This window comes from Streptomyces sp. P1-3 (assembly GCF_050613155.1).
GTDB lineage: Bacteria > Actinomycetota > Actinomycetes > Streptomycetales > Streptomycetaceae > Streptomyces.
On record NZ_CP192512.1, the window covers coordinates 4681093 to 4707386 of the forward strand.

25 protein-coding genes, 1 tRNA gene and 1 riboswitch are annotated in these 26294 nt (G+C 70.6%); of the genes, 19 read left to right on the top strand and 7 right to left on the bottom strand.

Annotated elements, in window-relative coordinates; translation table 11 throughout:
- Positions 1 to 93: 93 nt before the first annotated feature.
- Entirely contained in the window at positions 94 to 699 is a 606-nt protein-coding gene (locus tag ACQUSR_RS20325; RefSeq protein ID WP_431044005.1) for a SurA N-terminal domain-containing protein, read from the top strand.
- Positions 700 to 754: 55 nt separating this feature from the next.
- Here ACQUSR_RS20325 and ACQUSR_RS20330 read toward each other — a convergent pair whose 3' ends face one another.
- Positions 755 to 2761, bottom strand: a complete 2007-nt coding sequence (locus ACQUSR_RS20330; protein ID WP_431044006.1) for a collagenase — start codon at positions 2759 to 2761, stop codon at positions 755 to 757.
- 250 nt (positions 2762 to 3011) lie between these two features.
- Between ACQUSR_RS20330 and ACQUSR_RS20335 the strand changes: the two genes are divergently transcribed.
- The 11 genes from ACQUSR_RS20335 to ACQUSR_RS20385 all read left to right on the top strand — a co-directional run bounded on the left by ACQUSR_RS20335 (position 3012) and on the right by ACQUSR_RS20385 (position 14414).
- Complete coding sequence (locus ACQUSR_RS20335) at positions 3012 to 4061, top strand: nucleoside triphosphate pyrophosphohydrolase (RefSeq protein ID WP_431044007.1); 1050 nt, start codon at positions 3012 to 3014, stop codon at positions 4059 to 4061.
- 537 nt (positions 4062 to 4598) lie between these two features.
- Positions 4599 to 5012 (top strand): DUF6479 family protein, encoded by a 414-nt coding sequence (locus ACQUSR_RS20340; protein WP_431044008.1) that lies wholly within the window; start codon positions 4599 to 4601, stop codon positions 5010 to 5012.
- 331 nt (positions 5013 to 5343) lie between these two features.
- Complete coding sequence (locus tag ACQUSR_RS20345; protein ID WP_431044009.1) at positions 5344 to 6612, top strand: cytochrome P450 family protein; 1269 nt, start codon at positions 5344 to 5346, stop codon at positions 6610 to 6612.
- A 112-nt stretch (positions 6613 to 6724) separates the two neighbouring features.
- Positions 6725 to 7873: a transglycosylase family protein gene (locus ACQUSR_RS20350; RefSeq protein ID WP_431044010.1), complete on the top strand. Its 1149-nt coding sequence runs from the start codon at positions 6725 to 6727 to the stop codon at positions 7871 to 7873.
- A 256-nt stretch (positions 7874 to 8129) separates the two neighbouring features.
- Positions 8130 to 8283, top strand: a riboswitch (cyclic di-AMP (ydaO/yuaA leader).
- A 7-nt stretch (positions 8284 to 8290) separates the two neighbouring features.
- The gene (locus tag ACQUSR_RS20355; RefSeq protein WP_431044011.1) at positions 8291 to 9001 is read left to right on the top strand and encodes a transglycosylase family protein; all 711 of its coding nucleotides are present in this window, start codon (positions 8291 to 8293) and stop codon (positions 8999 to 9001) included.
- A 185-nt stretch (positions 9002 to 9186) separates the two neighbouring features.
- Positions 9187 to 10467: a phosphopyruvate hydratase gene (gene eno / locus ACQUSR_RS20360; protein WP_431044012.1), complete on the top strand. Its 1281-nt coding sequence runs from the start codon at positions 9187 to 9189 to the stop codon at positions 10465 to 10467.
- 181 nt (positions 10468 to 10648) lie between these two features.
- Entirely contained in the window at positions 10649 to 11116 is a 468-nt protein-coding gene (locus ACQUSR_RS20365; protein WP_431044013.1) for an FtsB family cell division protein, read from the top strand.
- Between the two features lie 104 nt (positions 11117 to 11220).
- Positions 11221 to 11763 carry a DUF501 domain-containing protein gene (locus ACQUSR_RS20370; protein ID WP_431044014.1) on the top strand — a complete coding sequence of 181 codons (543 nt, stop codon included), beginning with the start codon at positions 11221 to 11223 and terminating at the stop codon, positions 11761 to 11763.
- Between the two features lie 2 nt (positions 11764 to 11765).
- Entirely contained in the window at positions 11766 to 12791 is a 1026-nt protein-coding gene (locus tag ACQUSR_RS20375) for an exopolyphosphatase (protein WP_431044015.1), read from the top strand.
- Between the two features lie 188 nt (positions 12792 to 12979).
- Positions 12980 to 13444, top strand: a complete 465-nt coding sequence (locus tag ACQUSR_RS20380) for a hypothetical protein (RefSeq protein ID WP_431044016.1) — start codon at positions 12980 to 12982, stop codon at positions 13442 to 13444.
- Between the two features lie 214 nt (positions 13445 to 13658).
- Complete coding sequence (locus ACQUSR_RS20385) at positions 13659 to 14414, top strand: hypothetical protein (protein ID WP_431044017.1); 756 nt, start codon at positions 13659 to 13661, stop codon at positions 14412 to 14414.
- 70 nt (positions 14415 to 14484) lie between these two features.
- On the opposite strand, the gene ACQUSR_RS20390 is transcribed toward ACQUSR_RS20385, so the two are convergent.
- The gene (locus ACQUSR_RS20390) at positions 14485 to 15420 is read right to left on the bottom strand and encodes an alpha/beta fold hydrolase (RefSeq protein WP_431044018.1); all 936 of its coding nucleotides are present in this window, start codon (positions 15418 to 15420) and stop codon (positions 14485 to 14487) included.
- A gap of 81 nt (positions 15421 to 15501) precedes the next feature.
- Between ACQUSR_RS20390 and ACQUSR_RS20395 the strand changes: the two genes are divergently transcribed.
- Complete coding sequence (locus ACQUSR_RS20395; protein ID WP_431044019.1) at positions 15502 to 16056, top strand: helix-turn-helix domain-containing protein; 555 nt, start codon at positions 15502 to 15504, stop codon at positions 16054 to 16056.
- 346 nt (positions 16057 to 16402) lie between these two features.
- On the opposite strand, the gene ACQUSR_RS20400 is transcribed toward ACQUSR_RS20395, so the two are convergent.
- From ACQUSR_RS20400 to ACQUSR_RS20410, 3 genes are read right to left on the bottom strand one after another with little or no spacing between them, the layout of a single operon-like run.
- On the bottom strand, positions 16403 to 16927 hold the full coding sequence (locus ACQUSR_RS20400) for a DUF6624 domain-containing protein (RefSeq protein WP_431044020.1): 525 nt from the start codon (positions 16925 to 16927) through the stop codon (positions 16403 to 16405).
- A gap of 31 nt (positions 16928 to 16958) precedes the next feature.
- Positions 16959 to 17273, bottom strand: coding sequence for a hypothetical protein (locus ACQUSR_RS20405; protein ID WP_431044021.1), 315 nt, complete (start codon positions 17271 to 17273; stop codon positions 16959 to 16961).
- Between the two features lie 32 nt (positions 17274 to 17305).
- Positions 17306 to 17443, bottom strand: a complete 138-nt coding sequence (locus ACQUSR_RS20410) for a hypothetical protein (RefSeq protein ID WP_431044022.1) — start codon at positions 17441 to 17443, stop codon at positions 17306 to 17308.
- A 213-nt stretch (positions 17444 to 17656) separates the two neighbouring features.
- On the opposite strand from ACQUSR_RS20410, the gene ACQUSR_RS20415 reads away from it, so the two are divergent.
- The 5 genes from ACQUSR_RS20415 (at position 17657) to ACQUSR_RS20435 (ending at position 22259) form a co-directional block, all read left to right on the top strand.
- On the top strand, positions 17657 to 18538 hold the full coding sequence (locus tag ACQUSR_RS20415) for a helix-turn-helix domain-containing protein (RefSeq protein ID WP_431044023.1): 882 nt from the start codon (positions 17657 to 17659) through the stop codon (positions 18536 to 18538).
- Positions 18531 to 18767 (top strand): DUF397 domain-containing protein, encoded by a 237-nt coding sequence (locus ACQUSR_RS20420; RefSeq protein ID WP_431044024.1) that lies wholly within the window; start codon positions 18531 to 18533, stop codon positions 18765 to 18767. The genes ACQUSR_RS20415 and ACQUSR_RS20420 overlap by 8 nt, the downstream gene beginning before the upstream one ends.
- The gene (locus ACQUSR_RS20425) at positions 18764 to 18994 is read left to right on the top strand and encodes a DUF397 domain-containing protein (RefSeq protein ID WP_431044025.1); all 231 of its coding nucleotides are present in this window, start codon (positions 18764 to 18766) and stop codon (positions 18992 to 18994) included. Before ACQUSR_RS20420 ends, ACQUSR_RS20425 begins: the two co-directional genes overlap by 4 nt.
- Before the next feature lie 377 nt (positions 18995 to 19371).
- The gene (locus ACQUSR_RS20430) at positions 19372 to 20751 is read left to right on the top strand and encodes an NAD(P)/FAD-dependent oxidoreductase (RefSeq protein WP_431044026.1); all 1380 of its coding nucleotides are present in this window, start codon (positions 19372 to 19374) and stop codon (positions 20749 to 20751) included.
- Positions 20752 to 20918: 167 nt separating this feature from the next.
- Positions 20919 to 22259: a class I SAM-dependent methyltransferase gene (locus tag ACQUSR_RS20435; RefSeq protein WP_431044027.1), complete on the top strand. Its 1341-nt coding sequence runs from the start codon at positions 20919 to 20921 to the stop codon at positions 22257 to 22259.
- Positions 22260 to 22353: 94 nt separating this feature from the next.
- On the opposite strand, the gene ACQUSR_RS20440 is transcribed toward ACQUSR_RS20435, so the two are convergent.
- Both ACQUSR_RS20440 and ACQUSR_RS20445 read right to left on the bottom strand, forming a co-directional pair.
- Entirely contained in the window at positions 22354 to 24885 is a 2532-nt protein-coding gene (locus ACQUSR_RS20440; RefSeq protein ID WP_431044029.1) for an ABC transporter permease, read from the bottom strand.
- Between the two features lie 61 nt (positions 24886 to 24946).
- Positions 24947 to 25801 (bottom strand): ABC transporter ATP-binding protein, encoded by an 855-nt coding sequence (locus tag ACQUSR_RS20445; protein ID WP_431044030.1) that lies wholly within the window; start codon positions 25799 to 25801, stop codon positions 24947 to 24949.
- A gap of 405 nt (positions 25802 to 26206) precedes the next feature.
- Between ACQUSR_RS20445 and ACQUSR_RS20450 the strand changes: the two genes are divergently transcribed.
- Positions 26207 to 26288, top strand: a tRNA-Leu gene (locus tag ACQUSR_RS20450).
- The last annotated feature ends 6 nt before the right edge of the window (positions 26289 to 26294 follow it).

Below are 26294 nucleotides of genomic sequence, written 5' to 3' on the forward strand. Positions count from 1 at the left end.
GTCGAAGCGGTGGCTACCCGGCCGCCGACTCCCTACCATCGATCAACGCCAGGTCCGTGCACCGCCGCACGATCTCTGCCGGGAGGCCAACGAATGTTCCGAAGCCGCACCGCACTCTCCGTCTCCGCCGCTTCCGCGCTGCTCCTCGCGACCCCCCTGCTCACCGCCTGCGGCAGTGACGCACACCCCGGTGCCGCGGCGGTCGTGGACGGCGAGCGGATCTCCGTCGCACAGCTCCAGGCCCAGGTGCGGGTGGTACGGGACGCGCAGCGCGACTCCCCGCAGGCCGACCAGCTCGTGGCCAACTCGGGGCGGCTGAGCAAGGACACGCTGATCCGGATGATCCAGTACCGGGTGATCGAGCGCGCGGGCGCGGACAACGGCGTCCATGTCACGCGGCGCGAGGTGCAGAAGGCCCTCAAGGACGCCGCGGAGCACGAGGGCGGGGCGGCCCGGGTGCGCGCCCTGTACCTCCAGCAGGGCATCGCGCCCGGCCAGATCGACGACCAGGTCCGGATGGATCTGACCCGGGACAAGCTCCTGCGCAAGCTCGGCCCGCGGAAGGTCAACGCGACCTTCGCGGCCACCTCGAAGGCGCTGCGCATCGACGTCAACCCGCGGTACGGCTCGTGGGACGACACGCAGGGCACGGCCAGGCTCGCCCGGGAGCCGTGGCTGCACGCCGCCACGGAGGCGTAGGAAAGGTCACAAACGTCAGGGGCGCCGGGCCACAGGCCCGGCGCCCCTCGTCGGATCAGGCGGCCTTGCAGGCGCCCTCCGCGCATTCGGTCAGCCAGCTGTCGAACTCGCTGTCGTAGCGGTCGCCGATGGACTCGGTCAGATACCTCCGGGCGCCGTCCCAGTCACCCGTGCGGTAGGAGCCGAGCACGGTGTCCACCTCGGAGCGGTGCTTCTCCATCATGAAGCGCACCGCGAGGTAGCCCCACTGGTAGGTCCGCGTGGTGTTGGAGTTCTCGTAGGTGGTGTTCCACAGCTCGCTGAGCTTGTAGGTGTGCTTGCCGGCCTCCGTGATGGCCTTCTCGTAGGACTCCTTGCGGTAGGAGTACGACACGTACTCGGCGAAGCCCTCGATCCACCACACGGTGGGCGTGGTGACACCCGCCTCGAAGTCGCCGTACATGTCGAACCGGCCGTCGAGGTAGTGGGTGTACTCGTGGTTGAGGTTCCAGATCGCGAACTCCGGCTTCAGCCACTCCGCCTCGTAGGCGATGAACCGGGGCTGGTTGTCCTCGGCGGACGGGTCGCCCTCCAGGTACATGCCGCCGTTGTTGGTGTCGATGCCGTAGATGATCCCGGCGTACGTCTTGTAGTCGGTGCTGGAGTCGAAGGCGGTCACCTCGATGGTGTCGTTGAGGTCGCCTTCCACCGGACCGTTGTCGCGGGCGATGTCGTGGAAGAACGCGTTCTGGTTCTTGAGGCTGCCGCAGGCCTCGTCCAGCTGAGGGCCGGTGATCTCCTGCGCCCGGACGGTGATGCCGTCGCCGCAGTCGTGCTGGACCGGCAGGACCTCCTTGATCAGCCGTTCCTTGAGGTCGCAGGTGCCGTAGTCGGCGCAGTTGTCCTTGTCGTACTCCTCGGTCATCTCGGCGATGCCGACCCACAGCGGGGCGGTGCGCCCGGTGATGCTGCTCTTGCCGAGCAGCTCCTTGGCCATGGGCCGGACCTTCTCGCGCAGGGAGTCGTGGCGCAGGAACCGGGCCAGCTCACGCCCGGCGTTGGAGGCGAGGTAGCTCTGCTTGCCGCCGAGCAGGTCGAGGTGGTTGAGGGCGAAGTCGGACAGCGTGGTGAGGACGGACGGGTCACCCTCCACCGCGGTCACGAACTCCGGCATCTGGTGGCCGCGGAAGAGCACGCTGTAGGCGTTGTTGACCGCGGTGACCATCCAGTAGAGGTCGTTGTAGCTGCTGTCGTAGCCGGTCAGCATCCGCTTGACGATCGACAGATAGCGGGCGTTCTCCGACGCGCTGTCGATCAGGGTGACGGCCTCGGCCAGCGTCTCGCCGTTGGCGTCGGTGACGTCGTTCGAGTGCTCCGCGGCGAAGAAGGCGTCAAGTCCGCCCTGGATGGCCGTGCGCAGCTCGGGGCCGTACTCGCCGACGTCGTCGGGGTGGCCGTACTGGGCGTAGTACCCGGCGCGCAGGAACAGCACGATCTGCGGCATCCCCGTGGAGCTGTTGCCGGGATAGGAGGCGGAGCCGGCGCGCAGGGCGTCGGCGACCGTGACCATCTGCTCCTCGCGGAAGGCGCCGCGGGCGTCGGAGCCGGTCAGGCTGAACAGGGTGTTGATGCACTCGGTCGTCGCGCCCTTGATCTTCTCGACCAGCGCGTCACCGGTGTTCGAGGTGAAGTCGCTGACGTTGCACTCGGCGGCGGCGCGTGCCGACCGCTGCTGTCGCATGGAGGGGCGCTTGCGCGGGGTGGGCTTGTCGCGCAGGTTGTAGTCCACCCGCTGGGCGTCGTTGGAGACGGTCAGCGGGGCGCGGTCGGCGGGCTTCGGCGCCCGCCCGTCCACGTGCCCGTGGTCGTGCCCGTGGCCACCGGCGTCCGGGACGGCGCCCAGCTGGGCCTGGGGGCCCGGTCCGGCGGTGGACGGCCCGGCGGATATGGGGGTGCCGGGTCGGCCGGAGGCCTCGGGTGGGGCGGCGTGCCCCTGGACGGCGATCAGACCGCCGCTGACGCCGAGCGCCAGCGCGAGGGCCGCGAGCGACCTCGCTTTTTTGCGTGCCGAAGGCAATCGCATGGTTGCTCTCCCGTGTTGTTGCTCTCCCGTGGGGGGTGAGAACGAGATGGGGGTGTTGACATGGACACGTGTTCGGTGTGTCAGACGTAAAATTTCACACGTCACATCACAATGGAAGGGTTACGCGTCAGTAGTAGGGGTCGCGCGGCACATTCGCATATGCGAATCGGTGGGTTTCCGCTCCGCTCCGGGGCCGCGGGGCGAGGGCGCGCGGGTCGGGTCGGGGGCGGCGCTGCGCTACGTTCGAAGCGTGAACGTTCCCCGCCTCAGCGGCCCCGGCCGCCTGGTCCTGCTCACCACCAGTCACCGCGTCGCGCCCGGCCTGCTGTCCTGGCCCGCCTGGCAGGCGCTGCGCGCCGCCGACCGCGTCCTGTGCGCCGACCTCGACCACCCCCAACTGCCGTATCTGCGGGAGGCGGGCATCGAGGTCGAGCGGGCCGAACCCGCCGCCCGCGAGCTGGTGGACTTCTGCGCCGACGGCGGCCGCACGGCCGTGGTGATCTCCTCCGCGGAGGGCGAGTCCGCGCTCACCGACGGCCTGGCCCGGATGGCCGGCTCCGGCCGCGAGCAGATGCCCGACCTGGAACTGCTGCCCGGCTCCTACGACCTGCCCGGCGCGCGGCTGCTCGACCTCGTTCAGGTCATGGACCAGATCCGCGCCGAGTGCCCGTGGAGCGGCGAGCGCACCAACGCCGAGCTGGTGAAGTACGGCATCGAGGAGGCGTACGAACTCGTCGAGGCCATAGAGGCGGGCGACCGCGAGGCCCTGCGCGAGGAGCTCGGCGACGTGCTGCTCCAGGTCGTCTTCCACGCCCGGATCGCCCAGGACGACCCGGACGAGCCGTTCTCCATCGACGACGTGGCGGGCGGCATCGTGGACAAGCTCATCCACCGCCATCCGCATGTCTTCGGCGAGGAGACCGCCGAGACCGCCGACGAGGTCAAGGCGCACTGGCTGCGCACCAAGGCGATCGAGAAGCAGCGCACCTCGGTCACCGACGGGGTGCCGCTGGGGCAGCCCGCCCTCGCGCTCACCGCCAAGCTCGCCTCCCGGGCCCGTACCGCCGGACTGGAGGTGCCGGTCCCCGCCGGTCAGGGGCCGGGCTACGAACTGCTGGCCCTGGCGCTGCGCGCCGAGGCGGAGGGGGTCGAGCCGGAGACGGCGCTGCGGGCGGCGGCCCGCGCCTACCGGGACGCGATCCGCGCCGCGGAGGGCGCGGCGGAGGGTGCCGCGCGGGCGGGGGACGCTGCCGCGCGGGCCGGGGACGGCGCCGCGCGGGCCGGGGACGCCGCGGTCTGACCCCGCGGCTCCCGCCGACGGCCCGGGGGGCCGCGTCCCCCGCAGGCCCGGGGGACGCGCTCCCGGCTCAGCGCCGGTCTGCCCCCCCCCGGCTCAGCGCCGGTCTGCCCCCCCCGGCTCAGCGCTGGTCTGCCCCCCCGGCTCAGCGCCGGTCTGCTCCCGGCTCGCCGCCGGTCTGTCCCCGGCTCGCCGCCGGTCTGCGCCCGTCCCGTCCCCGGTCTGTCCCCGGCTCGCCGCCGGTCTGCGCCCGTCCCGTCCCCGGTCTGTCCCCGGCTCGCCGCCGGTCTGCGCCCGTCCCGTCCCCGGTCTGCCCCCGGCTCGCCGCCGGTCTGCGCCCGTCCCGTCCCCGGTCTGCCCCCGGCCCGTCCCGGTCTGCGCCCGTCCCGTCCCCGGTCTGCCCCCAGCTCGTCCCGGTCTACGCCCGTCCCCGTCCCCGGTCTGCCCCGGCCTACCCCCGGTCCACCTCCGGCCCGCCCATCCCCGGCCCGTACCCGGCGCACTCTCGCGCAAGGGCGCTAATAGGGGTATGAAGAACATATGGGCACATACAGCACTGTTCCGCTCGCGGCCCGAGACCACCTGGTCGGCATCGGCCCGCTCGTCGCGGGGATAGGCATCGTCATCGGCCTCATCCTGGCCGTGTGGCTGGGCATCAGGGTCAAGAACAAGGAGCTCCCGCCCTCTCAGGAGCCTCAGCCGCGCGCCGGCGCCTGGGAGACGGAGCAGGAGTACGAGAGCGGTCGGCTGACGTCGCCGGATCACGGGCCCGGGCATCAGGACTCGCATCCGACGGACGTGAAGACGCAGCGCCGCAAGCCGATGGAGGTCCCGCACGACGGTGTGCGGCACATGCCGTACGAGTTCGGCAACTTCGGCAGCCAGCCGTCGGACACCGACGAGCCGCCGCCGAAGTGGACATCGGGACGCAGCGGCTCGTGGGGCACCGGCTGACGGCCCGGCCGCGACGGCTGGGTGTCGCGACGACCGGCCGCCGCTGAGGGCCGGCCGGCGATGTGGGACGGCCCGGTGCGGCCTGGTGCGGCGAGAAACGGCGGCGATGTGGGACGGCCCGGTGCGGCGCGGTGCGACGGGAAGCGGCGCGGGTCCGCCGGTGGTGCGGGGCGGCCAACGGTGCGGGCCGGTCGGCGGTGCCGGATGCCCGTGACCGCCGAGTCCCTGATAGCCGCCGGGTCCCTTGCGGCAGACCGCGACCGCCGCGACCGCCGGGCCCCTCGCGGCCGGCCCCGATCCGCCGCGCACGGCCGCGCGATACGGTCGCGACGTGCCTGACCAGCTTTCCCCCGTGCCCGCTCCGCCGCCCCTGTTCACCTGGGAGTTCGCCACCGACCCCTACCCGGCGTACGCCTGGCTGCGCGACCACGCCCCCGTGCACCGGACCGCTCTGCCCAGCGGAGTCGAGGCCTGGCTGGTGACGCGGTACGCCGACGCGCGGCAGGCGCTCGCCGACTCCCGGCTGTCGAAGAACCCCGTTCACCACAGCGAGAACGCCCACGGCAAGGGGAAGGTCGGCATCCCGGGGGAGCGCAGCGCGGGCCTCATGACCCATCTGCTCAACATCGATCCGCCGGACCACACCCGGCTGCGGCGGCTGGTGTCGAAGGCGTTCACACCGCGCCGCGTGGCGGAGTTCGCCCCGCGGGTCCAGGACCTGACCGACCGGCTCATCGACGGCTTCGCGGCGCGCGGCGAGGCCGACCTCATCCACGAGTTCGCCTTCCCGCTGCCCATCTACGCGATCTGCGACATGCTGGGCGTACCACCCGAGGACCAGGACGACTTCCGCGACTGGGCGGGCATGATGATCCGCCACGGCGGGGGGCCGCGCGGCGGCGTCGCCCGGTCCGTGAAGAAGATGCGGACGTATCTGGCCGAACTGATCCACCGCAAGCGGGAGTCGCTGCGCGAGGACGGGGCCGACGACCTGATCTCCGGGCTCATCCGGGCCAGCGACCACGGCGAGCACCTCACCGAGAACGAGGCCGCGGCCATGGCCTTCATCCTGCTGTTCGCCGGCTTCGAGACCACGGTCAACCTCATCGGCAACGGCACCTACGCCCTGCTGCGCCACCCGGAGCAGCGGAAGCGCTTCCAGGCCGCGCTGGCCGACGGCGACGAGGCCCTGCTCGCCACCGCGGTCGAGGAGCTGCTCCGCTACGACGGCCCCGTGGAGATCGCCACTTGGCGGTTCGCCACCGAGCCGCTGGTCCTCGGCGGGCAGCGCATCGCCGAAGGCGACCCCGTCCTGGTCGTCCTGGCCGCCGCCGACCGCGACCCCGAGCGCTTCGAACGGCCCGACGTCCTGGACCTGGCGCGCGCCGACAACCAGCACCTCGGCTACGGCCACGGCATCCACTACTGCCTCGGCGCGCCGCTGGCCCGGCTGGAGGCGCGGACCGCTCTCGCCACCCTGTTGAGCCGCCTCCCCGACCTGGCGCTCGACGGCGATCCGTCCGATTTGCGCTGGCGCGGCGGACTCATTATGCGAGGGCTGCGCACGCTCCCCGTAACGTTCACCCCAGAAGGAAGTTGACGGGCGGTCAGCACCGTGATCGGGGCGTGACCTCCGCTACATCGGCTTGTGACTCGTTGGCGGTCGGATTATCTTTCAGCCTCAACTCAGCCGCCACACGAGAGGCAACCGCATGCGCTCCGGGACCGGTAGACACCGCCGCCCCCGTCAGGCTCCGGCAATCGTCGTCGCGGCGGGGGTGACCGGCGCGAGCATCGCGCTTCCGCTCCTGGGCGCCACCGGCGCACACGCCGCCGACACGGCCACGTGGGATCGGGTCGCCGAATGCGAGAGCGGGGGTACGTGGAGTGCCAACGCGGGCAACGGCTTCTACGGCGGCCTCCAGCTCACCCTCGACATGTGGAAGAGCTACGGCGGTACGTCCTACGCCCCGCGTCCCGATCTGGCCAGCCGCTCGCAGCAGATAGCCGTCGCCGAGACGATGCTGGCCGACCGCGGGCCGCAGGCCTGGCCCAGCTGCGCGCTGAACGCCGGGCTCAAGGACGGGGGCGAGGCTCCCGAGGTGAACCCCGGCAGCACCCAGCCGCCCACCACCGGGGCCGAGGAGCCGGACCGAGGTGACGCCGACTCGACGAAGCCCGCCGACGAGGACACGTCCACCCAGAAGCCCGACTCCGACTCTGACTCCGGCTCCGACGACACGTCGGACGCGGACCGCGACCGTACGGATGGCGACGCGGACGGCAAGGCGCCCGAGGACGGCAAGGCCGACACGGACGGCAAGACCGACGAGGGCAGGGCCGACGAAGACGGCAAGGCCGACGAGGGCAAGGGCGACAAGGCCGACGAGGACGGCAAGGGCTCCACGGACCGTACGGACCCGGAGCGGGACGCCGACCCGGCGCACACGCCGTCGGAGGACCCCGCGGACGGCCGTACGGACGACGGCGCGGACGGTCGTACGGACGACGGTGCGACCCCGACCCGTCCGGACGCCGACCCCGGGCGCGCACCGCAGCCCGGCACCGGCAAGCACCGCGGCGAACCGGACGACCGCGCCGGCGACGGCGCCGGCGACGGCGAGCGGCGCGGCGGACGGCATGCCTCGCGCGGCGACGGCGACCGCGGCGCGAACCCCTCGGGCGACGGCCGGGACCGTTACACGGTGCGCTCCGGTGACAGCCTGTCGGCCATCGCGGCCGAGCACGACGTCCCCGGCGGCTGGCCCGCGCTCTACAACGCCAACGAGAGCCTCGTGGGCGCTGACCCGGATCTCATCCTCCCAGGTCAGCGCCTTGTCCTGAACGGCGACGAACGCTAGTTCGGGCCATCTCGCCCGCCGTGATGAAAATGAGACATGAGTCTCTTCGCATTTTCGGGTGTGTCTGCCTTATCCCGCCTTAACAGGGTGGGTCTGACCTGCGGAGATGATGGTTCCCTGGGCGCAAACAGGGCTGAGTTTCCACGGATGTTGGGGTTTGAGCTCTCCCGGGGGCTGTGCTTACCGTCGTCATCGCTCGCCACCGCGGGCACCGCCGACCGACACGCCGAGTCCTGCCAACGGTCGGGGGGTTGTCGACGCGTAAGCGCCGAAGGCAGGAGCGGGGGACCCACGATTTTGCGCCGGTCCGCCGGCTAGGGGTGAAGCCGGGTGCGCGGCAGCGCATCCGGCCGGGCCACTCACACGCCCGAACCCGACAGCTCACCTCGCAGGCGTCGGTGAGGAAACGAACCAACCATGCTCAAGTCCAAGGGCAAGCATCGTCGTCCCTCCAAGGCCACCCGGATCGCCACGCTCGCCGGTGTCGCCGGCGCCGCCGTCGCGGTCCCGCTGCTCGGCGCCACCCACGCCTCGGCGGCGACCACCAACCAGTGGGACCAGGTCGCCCAGTGCGAGTCCGGCGGCAACTGGTCGATCAACACCGGCAACGGCTACTACGGCGGCCTGCAGTTCTCGGCATCGACCTGGGCCGCGTACGGCGGCACCGCGTTCGCCCCGACCGCCGACCAGGCCACCAAGGACCAGCAGATCCAGATAGCCGAGAAGGTCCTGGCCGGGCAGGGCAAGGGCGCCTGGCCGGTCTGCGGCAAGAACCTGACCAGCGGCGGCTACGAGGGCGGCTCCTCGGCCTCCACCCAGTCGCAGCAGCAGAGCAAGCCCAAGGCCCAGCCGAAGCCGCAGACCCCGGCCCAGCCGAAGGCGCAGCCCCAGCGGCAGGCCCCGCAGCAGACCGAGCGCCAGGCCCAGCCGGCGCCCACCACCCGCTCCACCGAGCGCGCCGTGCCCAAGGGCGACGGCGAGTACACGGTGAAGGCCGGCGACACCCTCTCCACGATCGCCGAGGCCCGGCACGTCGAGGGCGGCTGGCACAAGCTCTACGAGCTGAACGACGACGTCGTCGCCGACGCCGACCTGATCTACCCCGGCCAGCGCCTGCACCTGAGCTGACCCGGCCAGCGCCTGCACCTGAGCTGACCCGCTCTTTCTCCGGGGCTCCGCCCCAGGCCCGGACGGGCTGTCGAGACAGCCCGTCCGGGCACTCCGCGTCTTACAGGCCGGGCGTCGGGCGGGGGCAGCCCGCCGCTCCGGTTAGGCTCATGCTGCTAAGCCGCAGACCAACGAAGGAGAACCTCGTGCCGTCCATCGACGTCGTCGTAGCTCGCGAGATCCTCGACTCGCGAGGGAACCCCACGGTCGAGGTCGAGGTCGGCCTCGACGACGGCAGCACCGGCCGTGCTGCCGTGCCGTCCGGCGCCTCGACCGGCGCCTTCGAGGCCCTCGAGCTGCGTGACGGTGACAAGAACCGCTACGGCGGCAAGGGTGTGGAGAAGGCCGTCCTCGCCGTCATCGAGCAGATCGGCCCGGAGCTGGTCGGCTACGACGCCACCGAGCAGCGCCTGATCGACCAGGCGATGTTCGACCTGGACGCCACGCCGGACAAGTCCTCGCTCGGCGCCAACGCCATCCTGGGCGTCTCCCTCGCCGTCGCGCACGCCGCCTCCGAGGCGTCCGACCTCCCGCTCTTCCGGTACCTGGGCGGCCCCAACGCCCACCTGCTGCCGGTGCCGATGATGAACATCCTCAACGGCGGCTCGCACGCCGACTCCAACGTGGACATCCAGGAGTTCATGATCGCGCCGATCGGCGCGGAGTCCTTCTCCGAGGCCCTGCGCTGGGGCACCGAGGTGTACCACACCCTCAAGGCCGTCCTGAAGGCCAAGGGCCTGTCCACGGGCCTGGGAGACGAGGGCGGCTTCGCCCCGAACCTCGGTTCCAACCGCGAGGCCCTGGACCTGATCCTGGAGGCCATCAAGCAGGCCGGCTACACCCCCGGCCAGGACATCGCGCTCGCGCTGGACGTCGCCGCCTCCGAGTTCTACAAGGACGGCTCGTACAACTTCGAGGGCCAGTCCCGCACCGCCGCCGAGATGACCGAGTACTACGCCGAGCTCGTCGCCGCGTACCCGCTGGTCTCCATCGAGGACCCGCTGTTCGAGGACGACTGGGACGGCTGGAAGACCATCACCGCCAAGCTCGGCGACAAGGTCCAGCTCGTCGGCGACGACCTGTTCGTCACCAACCCGGAGCGTCTGGGCCGCGGCATCGACGAGGCCGCCGCCAACGCCCTGCTGGTCAAGGTCAACCAGATCGGCTCGCTGACCGAGACCCTGGACGCCGTCGAGCTGGCCCAGCGCAACGGCTTCAAGTGCATGATGTCCCACCGCTCCGGCGAGACCGAGGACGTCACCATCGCCGACCTGGCCGTCGCCACCAACTGCGGCCAGATCAAGACCGGCGCCCCGGCCCGCTCCGAGCGCGTCGCCAAGTACAACCAGCTGCTGCGCATCGAGGAGATCCTCGACGACGCCGCGGTGTACGCGGGCCGCTCCGCCTTCCCGCGCTTCAAGGGCTGAGAGCCCCCGAAGCCCGGCCGGGGCCGAACGCCCGGCTGAACGGCTGACCGCCCGTCGTCCGTACGTCCCCGTACCCGGTCCCGTACCGTGTGCGGGGACGTACGTACGCACACGGACGACGTACTACGGACGCAACACGGACGACGTACGGACGCACACGGACGAGGCAGTGGAGGCGGACATGGCCGGGGACCGGGACCGGTTCTCCACCGCGACCAGGCTCAAGAGCTTCGGCGAGCAGGCAGCGGCCCGCGTCTACCGCGCGCGCGTCCGCCGCAACCGCTTCACCGGCCGCGCGGCGATGCTGGCCCTGGTCGTCTGCTCCCTCGTCATCGCGCTGGCCTATCCGATGCGCCAGTACATCTCCCAGCGCTCGGAGATCGCCGACCAGCGGCGGCAGGCCCAGCAGGCGCGCGACGACGAGAAGCGGCTGCGCGAGGAGAAGGCGCGGTTGCAGGACCCCGCGTACATCGAACGGCTGGCGCGCGAGCGGCTGCACTACGTCCGGCCGGGGGAGACCGGCTACAGCGTCGCCGGCGACGCGCAGGACGCCGACCGCTCCGCCGACCACAGCGCGGCCGCTAATCGCCCGTGGTACCGCAACCTGTGGGACGGTGTGGACACGGCGGACGCGGCCGCCCGCCGCTGACCGGACTCCGCCGTCACAGCAGCCCGGGGCCCGCCGGTCGCCCCATTCCACAACCGATCCGGTCGCCCCATTCCACAACCGATATCGAAGAGAACCCGCCACTCATGGACACGCCCCCTCCGCAGACGGAGCCCACCCCACCCACCGACGCGGACATCGCCGCCTTCAAGGAGCAGCTCGGCCGCCCGCCGCGCGGCCTGCGCGCCATCGCGCACCGGTGCCCGTGCGGCAACCCCGACGTCGTCGAGACGGCGCCCCGCCTGGAGGACGGCACGCCCTTCCCGACCCTGTACTACCTGACCTGCCCGCGCGCCGCGTCCGCCATCGGCACCCTGGAGGCCGAGGGCGTGATGAAGGAGATGACGGAGCGGCTCGGGACGGACCCCGAGCTGGCCGCCGCCTACCGCGCCGCCCACGAGGACTACATCGCCCGGCGCGACGCCATCGAGGTGCTGGAGGGCTTCCCCAGCGCGGGCGGCATGCCGGACCGGGTGAAGTGCCTGCACGTCCTGGTCGGCCACTCCCTGGCCGCCGGTCCCGGCGTGAACCCGCTGGGCGACGAGGCCATCGCGATGCTGCCGGAGTGGTGGCGCAAGGGCCCGTGCGTCACCCCCTGCGCCGAGGCACCCGAGACCGAGGAGGGCTGACGGTGAAGCGCGTAGCCGCCGTCGACTGCGGCACGAACTCCATCCGGCTCCTCGTCGCCGACGTCGACCCTGTGACGGGCGAGCTGACCGAGCTCGACCGCCGGATGCGGATCGTCCGGCTGGGCCAGGGCGTGGACCGCACGGGCCGGCTGGCCCCGGAGGCGCTGGAGCGGACCTTCGCCGCCTGCCGTGAGTACGAGGCCGTCATCACGGACCTGGGCGCGACCAGCGTCCGTTTCGCGGCCACCTCGGCCTCCCGGGACGCCGAGAACCGCGCGGAGTTCGTCCGCGGCGTCGTGGACATCCTGGGCGTCGAGCCCGAGGTGATCAGCGGGGACCAGGAGGCGGAGTTCTCCTTCACCGGCGCCACCAGGGAGCTGGCTGCCGGAATCGGAGGGGGCGCGGAGCGCCCTTCGATTGAGGGTGGTGGCGGGCGACGGGTGGGCCACGTCGAACCGCCGTATCTCGTGGTGGACCTCGGTGGCGGCTCCACCGAGTTCGTCGTCGGCGACGCCCACGTTCAGGCGGCCCGCAGCGTGGACATCGGCTGCGTACGGATGACCGAACGCCATCTGGTGGTCGACGGCCAGGTCACCGACCCTCCGACGCCCGGTCAGATCGCCGCCATGGAGGCGGACATCACCGCGGCCCTCGACCTCGCCGAGGAGGCGGTGCCGCTGACCCGGGCCCGTACCCTCGTCGGGCTGGCGGGCTCGGTCACCACCGTCGCCGCCATCGCCCTGGGCCTGAAGGAGTACGACTCCACCGCGATCCACCACGCCCGGATCCCCCTGGACCAGGTCCGCGAGGTCACCGAGCAACTGCTGACCTCGACCCACGCCGAGCGCGCGGCGAACCCCGTGCTGCACCCGGGCCGGGTCGACGTGATCGCCGCCGGGGCCTTCGTCCTCCTCAAGATCATGGAACGGACCGGCGCCCAGGAGGTCGTCGTGAGCGAGCACGACATCCTCGACGGCCTCGCGTACGCGGTGGCAGAGCGGTCCGAGGAGCCTCGGAAAGAGTCCTGACCTGCCGCGATGTAGCCGGAAATGCGCACCCTGGAGGCCGCCCCGGTCCGGCCCCGGGGGACCACGCTCGCGAGCGCCCTCCTAGGATCGCCTGACCCGCCGACGCATCGGCCGGCGGGTCAGCACATATGTATGGGGGAAGTACCTTGAAGATCGGTATTCGCGCAGCAGCAGCCACGTCGGCTGTCGTGGCCATGACCGCAGGCCTGCTGCTCGGCGCCGCCGGCACCTCCGCGCAGGCCGCCGGGTGGAAGTGGCACTGCTCCAAGACGGTCAGCCGCACCATCGCCCTGCCGGGCAAGCCCGACGTGACCGTGAAGGCCAAGAACTGCATCGCGAACGGCCACGACGGCCAGTTCAACGCCAGGACGGTGGTGAGCTGGGACGGCGGCGCCGACTGGTTCGGCAACAAGCGGTTCAACAGCTTCAAGCTCAACTCGCGCGTCGAGTGGGCCGGCAGGAACCGCATCTACAGCAACGCGAGCCTGGCCGGCTCCATCAACGAGAAGAGCTCCGGCTCCCACAGCGAATACATCCCGTACACCTCTGATCGGCAGGGGAAGTACACGATGGACGCCACCCTCAAGTGGGACGTGGCTGATGACGGCAAGGGCGCCGTGACCTGGGCCCTGCCGGACTCCCCGAGGGTCTGACCAACACCTCGGAACCACCACGGGACCTCACGGGGGCCTGCCGCCGGAACCTGGCGGCAGGCCCCTGCCCCGTGGATCGGTGCCAGCGACGACTGACACCGTCCGCCCCGACACCCCTGTGATCAACCCCGGACACGCCCGTGATCAAAGTGTCTCGGGCGACCGATTGAATGGTGCACGTCATTCAGCACAATCGCTCATCATGGGGTCCCCAATGAAGCACACCTCTGCCCGGTCCGTCCGTCGCGCCGCCGCCGCGCTCGCCTGCGCCGCGATCCTGCTGCCGCTGACGGCCTGCGACGGCGACGAGGCCGCCGACGATCCGGCGGGCGGCGGCAAGGCGTCGCAGAGCCCCGCCGGCGCGGACGCCAAGCCGAACGGCGTCGAGAAGCTCTCCGCCGCCGACATCTACAACAAGGGCAAGAAGACGAACGCCGACGCGGGCTCGGTCCATGAGCGGCAGACGCGCTCGGACGCCAAGACCGATCTCCGGGTCTCCGCCACCGACTGCGTCGGCACGGTTGACCTGCTGGACCACGGCAAGTTCGAGATCATCCGCAAGGGCGACGACATCTGGGGCAAGGTGGACTCCCGCTTCACCAACTGGGCCAAGCAGAACGGCAGCACCGTCCCCGCCGACAAGTGGATGCACGGCTCGGAGAGCAACGACATCATGAAGGCCCTGTCCAGCTACTGCCACACGAGTCAGTTCACCAAGCCGGACACGGCCTCCGTCAAGATGACCAAGGGCGCGGCCACGGAGCTCGAGGGACAGCCCGTCATCCCGATCGTCATCGAGAACCAGGGCAAGAAGGGCACGTACGACGTCGCGACCACGGGCAAGCCCTACATGGTGATGCAGGAGGGCCCGTACAAGGGCGGCTCCGCGCGCATCGTGTGGACCGAGTTCGGTACGCCGGTCAACGCGAAGGCGCCGACCGGTGAGATCGTGGAAGCCCCCAAGGGCTGAAACCGCACCAACCAGCGGACAGCGTGTCCGGCGGGCGATGTCCCGCCGGACACGCAGCGACGTCGCGCCGTCACGTGTCCGCTCGGTCGAGCAGGTCCCGGATCGCCTGGAGCACGGCGTCCGGGCGTTGCGCGTGCAGCCAGTTGTGTCCGGCGTCGTCGAGCACGCGGTTCTCACCGTGGGGAACGGATGCGGCCAGTGCCTCGTAGAGGGCGCGCTTGCCCTCGTTCATCCGCCGCTCCAGCTGTTCCGGCATGAACCACGACATCATGGGGTCGAGCGCCATGGCGGTGAGCACGATCGTCGGCACGTCGGGGGTGTCTTCGGCGCGGCGGAGTTCGCCGTAGAGCGTGCGGAAGTTCTTCTCTCGCGGGCCCGTGCGGCCCCGTACGGGGTCGAGGTGGAGGTCGACGATCCGTTCGCGGATCGGGGCGGGCCACCCCGCCAGCATCTGTGTGAACAGCTCGCGAATCTGCTGGAGGAGCTCTTCGCCCGGCTCGGACGTTCCTTCGCCTGCCGCCGCGTGGGGATCCTCCACCTCCACCATGAGCCGCGGGTCCGGCATGTGGGCGTCCCAGTCCTCATGGGCGGGTTCCATCAGGAGCAGCCCGGCGACCTCGTCGGGGAAGCGCTGCGCGTAGTGGCGGGCGTAGGCCCCGCCCAGGGAGTGCCCGACCAGCACATACGGGGTCGGAACGCCCGCAGCGTGCAGTAGGCGGCGTAGTTCGTCGGTGACCTCGGCTCCGGTGCGCGGTAGTGGCACCTGGTCGCTCCAGCCTGTTCCGGCGCGGTCGTAGAGCACGGACGTGGTGAATTCCGCAGCCGCGTCATGGATGTTGAGGTAGTCAAGGCCGACCATGCCCGCGCCGGGCAGGAACACCACGGCCGGGCCACCGCTGCCTGAGCGGTGCAGGAAGAGGCGCCGGCCGTCGTCGTACAGGCGCCCCACGGGCGGTAAGACATCGGCGGCCGTCCCGCCGTGAGGCCCGTCCGTGTGCTGCCGCATCGAAGACTCCTTCGGAGAGGTGCATCAGTACCAACCGTTCCCAACTTTGGGAACGGTACCAGGTGCGGGAACAATGGGTTGATGGATACGGCAGACCTGCTCCTGCACCCCCTGCGGCTGCGCATCGTGCAAGCCCTCTACGGGCGGACGCTGACGACGTCCCAGTTGTGCGCCCGCATGCCCGATGTCCCCAAGACCACCGTGTACCGGCACGTCGGGCTGCTCGTCGACGGCGGCCTTCTCGACGTGGAGAGCGAGCAGCGGGTGCGCGGCGCCGTCGAGCGCCGTTACCGGCTGCATCAGAAGCGCGCGGTACTGGACGAGGACACGGTCGCGGCGATGGCGCCGGAAGATCACCGGCGTGGATTCACGGCGGTGGTGGGATCCCTGCTGGCCGAGTTCAACCTCTATCTCGACCGCGACGACGTCGACCCGGTCGCCGACGCGGTGTCCTACCCGCAGTTCTCGCTCTGGCTCAGCGACGACGAGATGGCCGAGCTGGCCGACGAGGTACGCTCCGCCATCCGCTCCAGGATGGGTAACAAACCCTCGCCGGAACGCACGCGCCGCCTTCTCACCATGATCCTCTTCCCGGCCGAAAGTCCGCCCCCTCGAAGCGAGGAACGCCGGGAGTGAGCCCCCTTGCCGCAGGGCCTGTTCGTACGTGACGTAGTACGGGCGTACCAGGGCGACCTCGTAGGCGTCGAGGGGAGCGCGGCGCGCCAGCACGTGCGCGGGCAGGGGGCCGCGGGCGTAGGCGGGGGCGGGCGGGAGAACCGGGCGTGCGGGCGGCGGTGGCGGCAGCCAGAACCAGGCGCGGGCGCGCCGGTGGGCAGTGCGCAAGGCGCGGCGTAGTTCCGCGGCTAACCAGATGTACAGGCAGGCGATAAAGTCGCGCATGACGTTGTCAGTTCCTTGATTCGCTGGTGGCGTTCTGCCTCGGCGGCCGTTGCCGCGGCCGTCGGGGCGCTCATGGCGCGGTTCAGTACGTTGCTCGGACGACGGCTTCGTAGTCGGCCTGCGGGCCGAGGCCGACCTCGGCGCGGCGGGCATCGAGGCGATCGGGTTCTGCGACGTCCCACAGGCGCATGCCGCGCCCGTCCCCGGTGTCCAGGTATTGCGTGCCGTACAGCTGTGGCCGGTCCTGGCGCATGAGGCAGCGGTCGGTGAGGTACGCGAGGTGCGTCGTGGTGGCTTCGCCACGGTCGACGGCGTCGCGGAGCAGGTCGAGGGCGCGCAGTTGGAAGTCGAGCTCGGCATGCTGAGCGATGAGCCATGCGGCGTTGGCCGCCTCCTCACCGACGAGGGAGTGCCCCGGCCATCCGTAGTCGTTGATGATCCGCTGTAGAGCCTGGGTGTTGTCGGCGTCAACGGTGCGCATCAGCTCGCTATCGCGGGCGACGACGGTGCCGTCGGCGCGGACGCCGCGCGCGTACTGATCGGCCGCCATGCGCCGCAGTAGCTCGTCGGCGAGGCGCGGCTGTGGCGGTGGCGCGGGGTCGGGCATGGCGCCGAGCCCTTTCTGTCCGGGAGTGCGTTCAGCGGATGGTCGGCGGCGAGTGCAGCCATGTGCGGGCCGCGCCGGCGTGGTCGTGCTGTTCCTGGGGAACGGCGAAACGTCGGTCTCTTCGGGGGACGCTGACAGTCGGCCGCTGGCGGGCGAGAGCGTTCGCGGGCACGTAGACGCGGGTCACCTCGATCAGGACCGAGCGGCCGATGACGTAGGCGTTGCCGTCCTCGAACTGGAGCCGCTTGCGGTTGCCGGGGAGTTCGCGCACGTCGGCGACGGTGTGCGGGATTCCGCCCACGCTGATGACGTCACGCGTCCTGATGCTGTCGGCTGGGACGGCCATGGTTTGCACGATCGGAACAGGCATGTCGCGGCTCACCTCTTGCCCTTCTTACGGAGCTTGGCGAAGTGCCGTTCGATCTGTGCTTTGAGCTCTGCCTGTCTGCGGGCGAGCTCGTCGGAGCTGGGCTTGGGCCGGTCTTGCTGCTTCGGCGGGGGCTTCTGGCTGCTCATCACTGCACCTCCAGAGCGTGAGCGCGCGGCAGCAATCACCTCGCGTCGCAGCGAAGTTGAGCCATCACGCTCGGCAACTGCCGACATGGTGTAGGTCACGGTGCTGCTCAGTCAAGCTGAGGATTGGCAGATTGCCAATCCAGATGCGTGAGCGTCAGACGTCGCGCTACGGTTGGTCAACTGGACATGCAGCAAGGGGAGACGGGTAGAGCTATGGCTGTTGTCGGCGGCGGAAGTCCGCTCACCGCGCGGCGCAAGTTCGGGGCTGAGCTGCGCATACTGCGTGACCGGCTCGGCTTGACGTTGGACGAGGTGGGAGCCGAGATCAACTGCCACAACTCGAAGATCAGCCGGATCGAGCTAGGGAAGCGAACCTGCACCCGCAAGGACCTCGAAGCCCTGATGGATCTGTACGAGGTCAGTGAGGAGAAGCGTGAGGAACTGGCGGACCTGTTCGCCAGGAGCAAGCAGCGCACCCCGCCGTGGTGGCAGGCGTACGCGGACGTGGTCGTCGCCAACTATGCCGAGTTCCTGTCCTACGAGGCGGAAGCGAGCCTCTGCCGTGAGTACCAGCAGGTGTTCATTCCCGCGATGCTCCAGGCGCCGGACTACGCACGTGCGGTGACCGTTGGAGGGACTGTGGCCCTCGGGCCCGATCAGGTCGACACGCTTGTCGAGGTGCGGTTGCGCCGCCAGGAGCGCCTACGGGAAGACGTTCCCATGAGGCATGAGGCCGTGATCACGGAGGCTGCGCTGCACATGCGCATGGGCGGAGCCCAGGTCATGCGGGCGCAGCTTCGCCATCTGCGGGATGTGGCGACGGCGTACGACAACATCTCGCTCCGGGTGCTCCCCTTCGCTGCGGAGGTCACGGCAACCGCCATGGGAGCCTTCAGCCTCTTCGCTTCCGGGCAGGGGATCGATCCGGATGCGGCGTGGATGGAATCAGCGAGCGGTTTGCACTTCCGGGATGATCCCTTCATCGTGCGGCGGATGAACCGCATCTTCGGAAACTTGTCCGACGCTGCGCTGTCGGAGCACGATAGCCTCGAGTTGATCGAACGCGTCGAGAAGGAGCTGGTCCAGGATGAGTGAGCTGGCCGAGCTGTACGCGGCCGATCTCACCGGCGCAGGGTGGCTCAAGAGCTCGTACACCTCTGGGGATCGTGCCTGCGTCGAGGTCGCCGACATCCCCGGCCTGCCCGCCATCGCCGTGCGTGACTCCAAGAACACCGACATCCCCGCCGCCCGCGTCTCCCGCACCGCCTGGTCCGCCTTCCTGGCCGCCGTCGCCGATGGCGCCCTGACCCCGGCTGCCCGATGACGAGCGAACGCGAGAAGGCCGAGCTCTACGCACTCGATCTCTCCGGCGCGACCTGGCTCAGCGCCCCCGGCAGCGACGCGGGTGACCGGATCGAGGTCGCCATGCTGCCTGGCGGGGCCGTCGCGATGCGGAACCCGGCCGACCCGAACGGCACCGTCCTGAGGTACACCGCCGCCGAGTGGGAAGCCTTCACGCTCGGCGTGTGCGACGGCGAGTTCGATCTCTGACAGCCCCACTGGCGCCCCACCGGCACCGCCTGGCATCTCGCCTCAAACAAACTTCGTGAAATCCTTCACATGAAAAAGAGGCTCCTGCGGCCGCTTCCCGCCCCCGTCGGGCCCGTTTGGGGGGTCACCCGGGCCCGTTGGCCCTCAGGCAGGGCGTTCCCGCGGCGTTCCGCCGGGGCGTGCGGAGGGGGTGGTTCACCCGCCTCCCGGGGCCCAATCCCTGTTCAGTAGGGGTGACTAACGTGTCCCGGGGCGTCCCGGTTCCCCCGGAGGGCTATGGCGTGGGTCACGGTGGCGGCGGAGTGTAGCAGATGCCCCTGGCGTGCTTGTGAAGGGGCTCACGAGCACCCCTCCAACAGGTGCTGGATACTCGAAACATGAGCACCACGGAGCGTCCCAGGATCCTCGTAGTAGGCGGTGGGTACGTAGGCCTGTACGCGGCGCGCCGCATTCTGAAGAAGATGCGGTACGGCGAGGCGACCGTCACGGTCGTCGACCCGCGCTCGTACATGACGTACCAGCCCTTCCTTCCCGAAGCTGCTGCCGGCAGCATCTCCCCGCGCCACGTCGTGGTCCCGCTGCGGCGTGTGCTCCCCAAGGCGGAGGTCCTCACCGGCCGCGTCTCGACCATCGACCAGGACCGCAAGGTCGCCGTCGTCCAGCCGCTCGTCGGCGAGGCGTACGAGCTGCCCTTCGACTACCTCGTCATCGCGCTCGGCGCGGTCTCCCGTACCTTCCCGATCCCCGGCCTGGCCGAGAACGGCATCGGCATGAAGGGCATCGAGGAGGCCATCGGCCTGCGGAACCACGTGCTCGAGCAGCTCGACAAGGCCGACTCGACCACTGACGAGGAGGTCCGCCGCAAGGCGCTGACCTTCGTCTTCGTCGGCGGTGGCTTCGCCGGTGCGGAGACCATCGGCGAGGTCGAGGACATGGCCCGCGACGCGTGCAAGTACTACACGAACGTCAAGCGCGAGGACATGCGCTTCGTGCTCGTCGACGCCGCGGACAAGATCCTCCCCGAGGTCGGGCCGAAGCTCGGCCAGTGGGGTCTGGAGCACCTGCAGAAGCGCGGCATCGAGGTCTACCTCAAGACCTCCATGGAGTCCTGCGTCGACGGCCACGTCGTCCTCAAGAACGGCCTCGAGGTCGACTCCAGCACCATCGTGTGGACGGCCGGCGTCAAGCCGAACCCGGCGCTCGCCCGCTTCGGCCTCCCGCTGGGCCCGCGCGGCCACGTCGACACCGCCCCCACCCTCCAGGTGCAGGGCACCGACTACATCTGGGCCGCCGGCGACAACGCCCAGGTCCCGGACCTGGCCGTCGGCGAGGGCGCCTGGTGCCCGCCGAACGCCCAGCACGCGCTGCGCCAGTCCAAGGTCCTCGGCGACAACGTCATCTCGGGCATGCGCGGCTTCCCGCAGCGCGAGTACAAGCACGCCAACAAGGGCGCGGTCGCGGGCCTCGGTCTGCACAAGGGCGTCGCGATGCTGGTCTTCGGCAAGACGAAGATCAAGCTCAAGGGCCGCCTGGCCTGGTACATGCACCGCGGGTACCACGGCATGGCGATGCCGACCTTCAACCGCAAGATCCGCGTGCTGGCGGACTGGACCCTGGGCATGTTCCTCAAGCGCGAGGTGGTCTCCCTGGGCGCCATCGAGAACCCCCGCGAGGAGTTCTACGAGGCGGCGGCTCCGGTCTCCGCCGCGGCCGCCAAGAAGGCCGAGACCCCGGCCGAGCAGGCCAAGGCAGGCTGATCGCCGGTCCGGCCGCGGCAGCCGGACCGTACGCACCGACGCCGAGGGCGTCCGCCAATCCGTGGGGCGGACGCCCTTCGGCGTGCCCGGGCTGCCCCATGCCGGCCCGGGCCCCGGTTACCGTGAGAGGTGGTCCTTTCTGACTCACCCTCACGGAGGTGTGCGACATGGCCGACGCCGCCCGACGGCTCACCGCGCTCGCCGAGGAGGTGCTCGGGGCCCCGCTCCCGGTCCGCATCCGCGCCTGGGACGGCAGCGAGGCCGGCCCTCCCACCGCGTCCGGCGGGGACACTCCCAGCGTGCCCACCCTGGTCCTGCACCGCCGCCGCGCCCTGCACCGGCTGCTGTGGCGGCCGGGCGAACTGGGCCTGGCCCGCGCTTGGGTGGCCGGCGACCTCGACATCGACGGCGATCTGTACCAGGCGCTGGACCTGCTGGCCGGACTGCTGTGGGAGCGCCCCGCCGTCCACCGCGGCCGGGCGGCGCCCGCCGCGCTGCGCGCGCTGGGCGACCCCCGGCTGCGCGCCGCCGCCCGCTCGCTGCTCGCCCTCGCGGGCCCCGGGCTGCCGCCCCCGCCGCCCCGCGAGGAGGTCCGGGTGCGGCGCGGCCCCCTGCACACCCTGCGCCGTGACAAAGACGCCATCCACCACCACTACGACGTCGGCAACGCCTTCTACGAGCTGGTGCTGGGCCCCTCGATGGTCTACTCGTGCGCCTACTGGGACGACGTCGACGGCACCCCCACCCTTGAGGCGGCCCAGTACGCCAAGCTCGACCTGATCTGCCGCAAGCTGGCCCTCCAGCCCGGCCAGCGGCTGCTGGACGTCGGCTGCGGCTGGGGCTCGATGGTGCTGCACGCCGCCCGCGAGTACGGCGTACGGGCGGTCGGCATCACCCTCTCCGAGGAGCAGGCGGCGTACGCCCGCAAGCGCGTCGCGGAGGCCGGCCTCACCGATCGGGTCGAGATCCGCGTACAGGACTACCGGCTGCTCACCGACGGCCCGTTCGACGCGGTGTCCTCCATCGGCATGGCCGAACACGTGGGCTCCACGCGCTACACCGAGTACGCCGCCGTCCTGCACCGGCTGCTCGTGCCGGGCGGGCGGCTGCTCAACCACCAGATCGCCCGGCGCCCGGAACCGGACGAGGAGGCGTACCGCGTCGACGCGTTCATCGACCGGTACGTCTTCCCCGACGGTGAGCTGGCCCCGGTCGGCCGCACCGTCGGCCAGCTGGAGGAGGCGGGCTTCGAGGTGCGGGACGTGGAGGCGATCCGCGAGCACTACGCGCTGACGCTCCGCCGCTGGGTGGCCAACCTGGAGGCGAACTGGGTGGCGGCGGTGCGCGCCACCTCCCCGGGCCGGGCCCGGGTCTGGCGGCTCTACATGGCGGCCTCCGCGGTGTCCTTCGAGCGCAACCGGATCGGGGTCGACCAGGTGCTCGCGGTCCGCACGCCGGATTCGGGAGTCTCGGGGATGCCGCTGCGGGCCCGCGACTGGCGCGGCTGAGCACCGGGACCGGCCGAGGACCGGGGCAGGGAAAGGGGCGGGGGCCCGGGACGTCATGTCCCGGGCCCCCGCCCCGATGCCGCCGACGGGCGTCCTACGAGGACTTGATGGCTGCCAGCATGTTCATCTTGGCCGCCCGGCGTGCGGGCCACAGCGCCGCCAGCACGCCGACCAGCGCGGCGAGCACCAGGAAGACCACCACGCGGCCCCAGGGCAGGACCAGGGTGTAGCTGGACATCCCGCTGGCGATCAGCTCACCGGCCGCCCAGCCGAAGAACAGGCCGAGGCCGACGCCCAGCACCCCGCCGAAGAGCGAGATGACCACCGCTTCGAGGCGCACCATCCGCTTGACGCTGCGGCGGTCGAAGCCGATGGCGCGCAGCATCCCGATTTCCTGGGAGCGCTCGAACACCGACATCGCCAGGGTGTTGATGACGCCGAGCACCGCGACGATCACGGCCATGCCGAGCAGTCCGTAGAGGATGTTCAGCATCAGGGTGAACATCTTCGCGATGTCGTTGGAGACGTCGTCCTTGTCCTTCACCTTGATGGCCGGGTTGTCGCCGAGTGCCTTCTTCAGGCTGTCCTTGGCCGCGTCGGAGGGACCGCCCTTGACCTTCAGCATGACCATCTGGTCGCTGATGGTCTCCATGTGCGGGGTGAGAGCCGTGTTGTCCATCATCACGCCGCTGATGATCTCGTTGGGCTCGTAGATCCCCGCCACGGTCAGCTTGGACGTCTTGCCGTCCTCGAAGGTCACCGGGACGGACGAACCGACCTTCCAGCCGCGGTCCTCGGCCATGTCCTCGTCGACGATGATCTTGTCGCCGTTGACCGAGGAGAAGGAGCCCGCGCTGAACGGGAGGTCGAGCAGCTTGTCTATCTGCTTGCCGTCGACGCCACCGACGTCCTCGTTGTGGCCCGCGATCCGCACCGGCGCCATCCGCAGCGCGCTGGAGGCGGTGACCTGGTCCAGCCCGCTGACGGTCTTCGCGACCTGCGGCGAGAGCGGCCTGCCGTCGTCGCCCATCTGCACGAAGTAGTCGGACTGGAAGGAGTCGGCGGCCATCTTGTCGATGCTCTTCTGGAGGCTGCCCGCGATCACGGTCAGGCCCGTGATGAGCGTGAGGCCGATCATCAGCGCGGAGGCCGTGGCGGCCGTACGGCGCGGGTTGCGCACCGCGTTCTGCCGGGCGAGCTTGCCGGACATCCCGAAGAGCTTCAGCACCGGCGCGGCGGCGGCGATCAGCGGCCGGGAGAGCATCGGGGTGAGCACGATGACGCCGATCAGCACGGCGAGCGCACCGAAGCCCATGGCCGACGTACCGTCGTCCATCGTGGTGCCGGCCAGTACGGCCGCCACACCGGCGCCGGTGAAGACGGCCCCGATGGAGTTCCGCACCACCAGGCTGCGGGTGGTCGCGACGGCGTGCACGCTGCTCATCGCGGCGACCGGCGGGATCTTCGCGGCGCGGCGGCCCGGCAGCCAGGCCGCGAGCATCGTCACCACGATGCCGACGACCAGCGAGGTGACGATCGTGCTCGTGCCGATGACCAGCGGGCCGTCCGGCACGGTGGCACCGGTGGAGTTCAGCAGCGAGCGCAGGCCCGCGCCGATGCCGATACCGGCGCCCAGACCGGCGACGCCCGCGACCGTGCCGACGAAGCCGGCCTCGATCAGCACCGAGCGGGTCACCTGGCGGCGGCTGGCGCCGACCGCGCGCATCAGGGCCAGCTCCTTGGTGCGCTGGGCGACCAGCATGGTGAAGGTGTTGGCGATGATGAAGATGCCGACGAACAGCGCGATACCGGCGAACCAGAGCATGCCGGTCCGCATCGGGCTCATGGAGTTCTCGATCTCCTTGGCCTGGTCGTCGGAGAGCTTCTCTCCGGTGACCGCCTCGGACTCCTTGGGCAGGAGCTTGTCCGCCGCGGCCTTCAGCTGGGCCTGGGAGGTGCCGGGCTTCGCCGCCAGGTGGATCTCGTCGAACTGGCCGGGCTTGGCGAACAGCTTCTGCGCGGTGGCGGTGTCGAAGAGGGTCAGGCTGCCACCGGCCGCGACGTTGCCGTCGTCGGTGGTGACGACGCCGACCAGCTTCTCGCTGCGGACGGGGCCGTCGGCGGAGACCCGCACGGTGTCGCCGACCTTGTAGTGGCCCTTGCGGGCGGTCTTGGAGTCAAGGGCGATCTCGCCGGCGGCCTTGGGGGCGCGGCCGTCCTTCAGCGTGTAGCGGGAGTCCTTGCCGTCGGCGCCGGGGTAGTAGTTGCCGCCGGTGTTGGCGAAGCCGTTGCCCAGCAGGTCGCCGTCCTTGTCGGCCACGGCCGTGTAGCCGGAGACCAGACCGGTGACGGAGGCGGCGCCCTCCAGCTTGGTGGTCTTGTCCAGGAGTCCCTGGCTCAGCCGGGGCGCGGCGCCGGGACGGTCGTCGTCCGAGTCGGCGTCGGGGCGGATGGCCACGTCGACGGTGGAATAGCCCTTTTCGGAGCTCTTCTGGTAGGCGTCGGAGACGGTGTTGGTGAACACCAGGGTGCCCGCGACGAACGCCACGCCCAGAAGCACGGCGAGCATCGTCATCAGCAGCCTGGCCTTGTGCGCGAGCACATTGCGCAAGGCGGTACGGAACATGGGTCAGGTCAGTCCTGTGGAGAGGGCCGGTGGTCGGGCGCTGTGGTGATGCGGCGTCGGCTCAGCTGACCCGTCCCTTGGCGTCGAAGCGCTTCATACGATCGAGCACGGTGTCGGCGGTGGGCTCGCGCAGCTCGTCGACGATGCGGCCGTCGGCGAGGAAGACGACCCGGTCGGCGTAGGACGCGGCGACCGGGTCGTGGGTGACCATGACGACCGTCTGGCCCAGCTCGCGCACGGAGTTGCGCAGGAAGCCGAGCACCTCGGCGCCGGAGCGGGAGTCGAGGTTGCCGGTCGGCTCGTCGGCGAAGATGATCTCGGGCTTGCCGGCCAGCGCGCGGGCTACGGCGACACGCTGCTGCTGACCGCCGGAGAGCTGGTTCGGCCGGTGCTTGAGGCGACCGGAGAGGCCGACCGTGGAGACGACCTGGTCCAGCCACGCCTGGTCGGCCTTGCGGCCCGCGATGTCCATCGGCAGCGTAATGTTCTCCAGCGCGTTCAGCGTGGGCAGCAGGTTGAACGCCTGGAAGATGAAGCCGATCTTGTCGCGCCGCAGCTGGGTGAGCTTCTTGTCCTTCAGCGAGGTCAGCTCCGTGGTGCCGATCCGCGCCGATCCGCTGGACACGGTGTCCAGACCGGCCATGCAGTGCATGAGGGTCGACTTGCCGGAGCCGGACGGCCCCATGATGGCGGTGAACTCAGCCTGCCGGAACTCGACGGAGACCGCGTCCAGGGCGACCACCTGGGTCTCGCCCTGTCCGTAGACCTTGGTGAGGTCCTTGGCGGCGGCGGCCGCAGCAGTGGTGCGGGGGCCGGTCTCGACGCCGGAGGGGAAGGTGGTCACGGACAACAGCTCCTGTCGGTTCGGAAGTGCCTGAGAAGTGCCTGACGTGCGCCGCTCGGCGACTTCCTCCATCGTCCTTGCCCGAGCGGCCCGAGGGATCAGCCCGTGCTCTCGTCCTGAGGGGGACTTGGGAGGTACTGCGGGGGAGGGGAGTCCTCCTCAGGTAGGAGAGAGGCACGTGCGTCCCCGCGGTCACCCGTCGGCGGCAACAGGACACCCGGTCGGCGGTATTCGGCCACTCTGACGAAGACGTCGACTTTTCGTCATTCGCTGTTACGGCGGCACCGCAAGCGGTGACCAGGCCCTACAGGCCGTTGGCATATGCCAGAGGCTCAGCATCCCTGCTGATGAACCCTCAGTTGCCAATAAAATAAGACAACCCCGGTCCGTCGATCCGCTGTTCGGGCACTTTTCCCCGGATAGGCTCGTCTCTGCTCTCTTCGGGAGAGTCGTGTGCGTGGCTCGAACGAGGGCCCAGCCCGGATGGTGGAATGCAGACACGGCGAGCTTAAACCTCGCTGGCCTTCGGGCCGTGCCGGTTCAAGTCCGGCTCCGGGCACCTCCA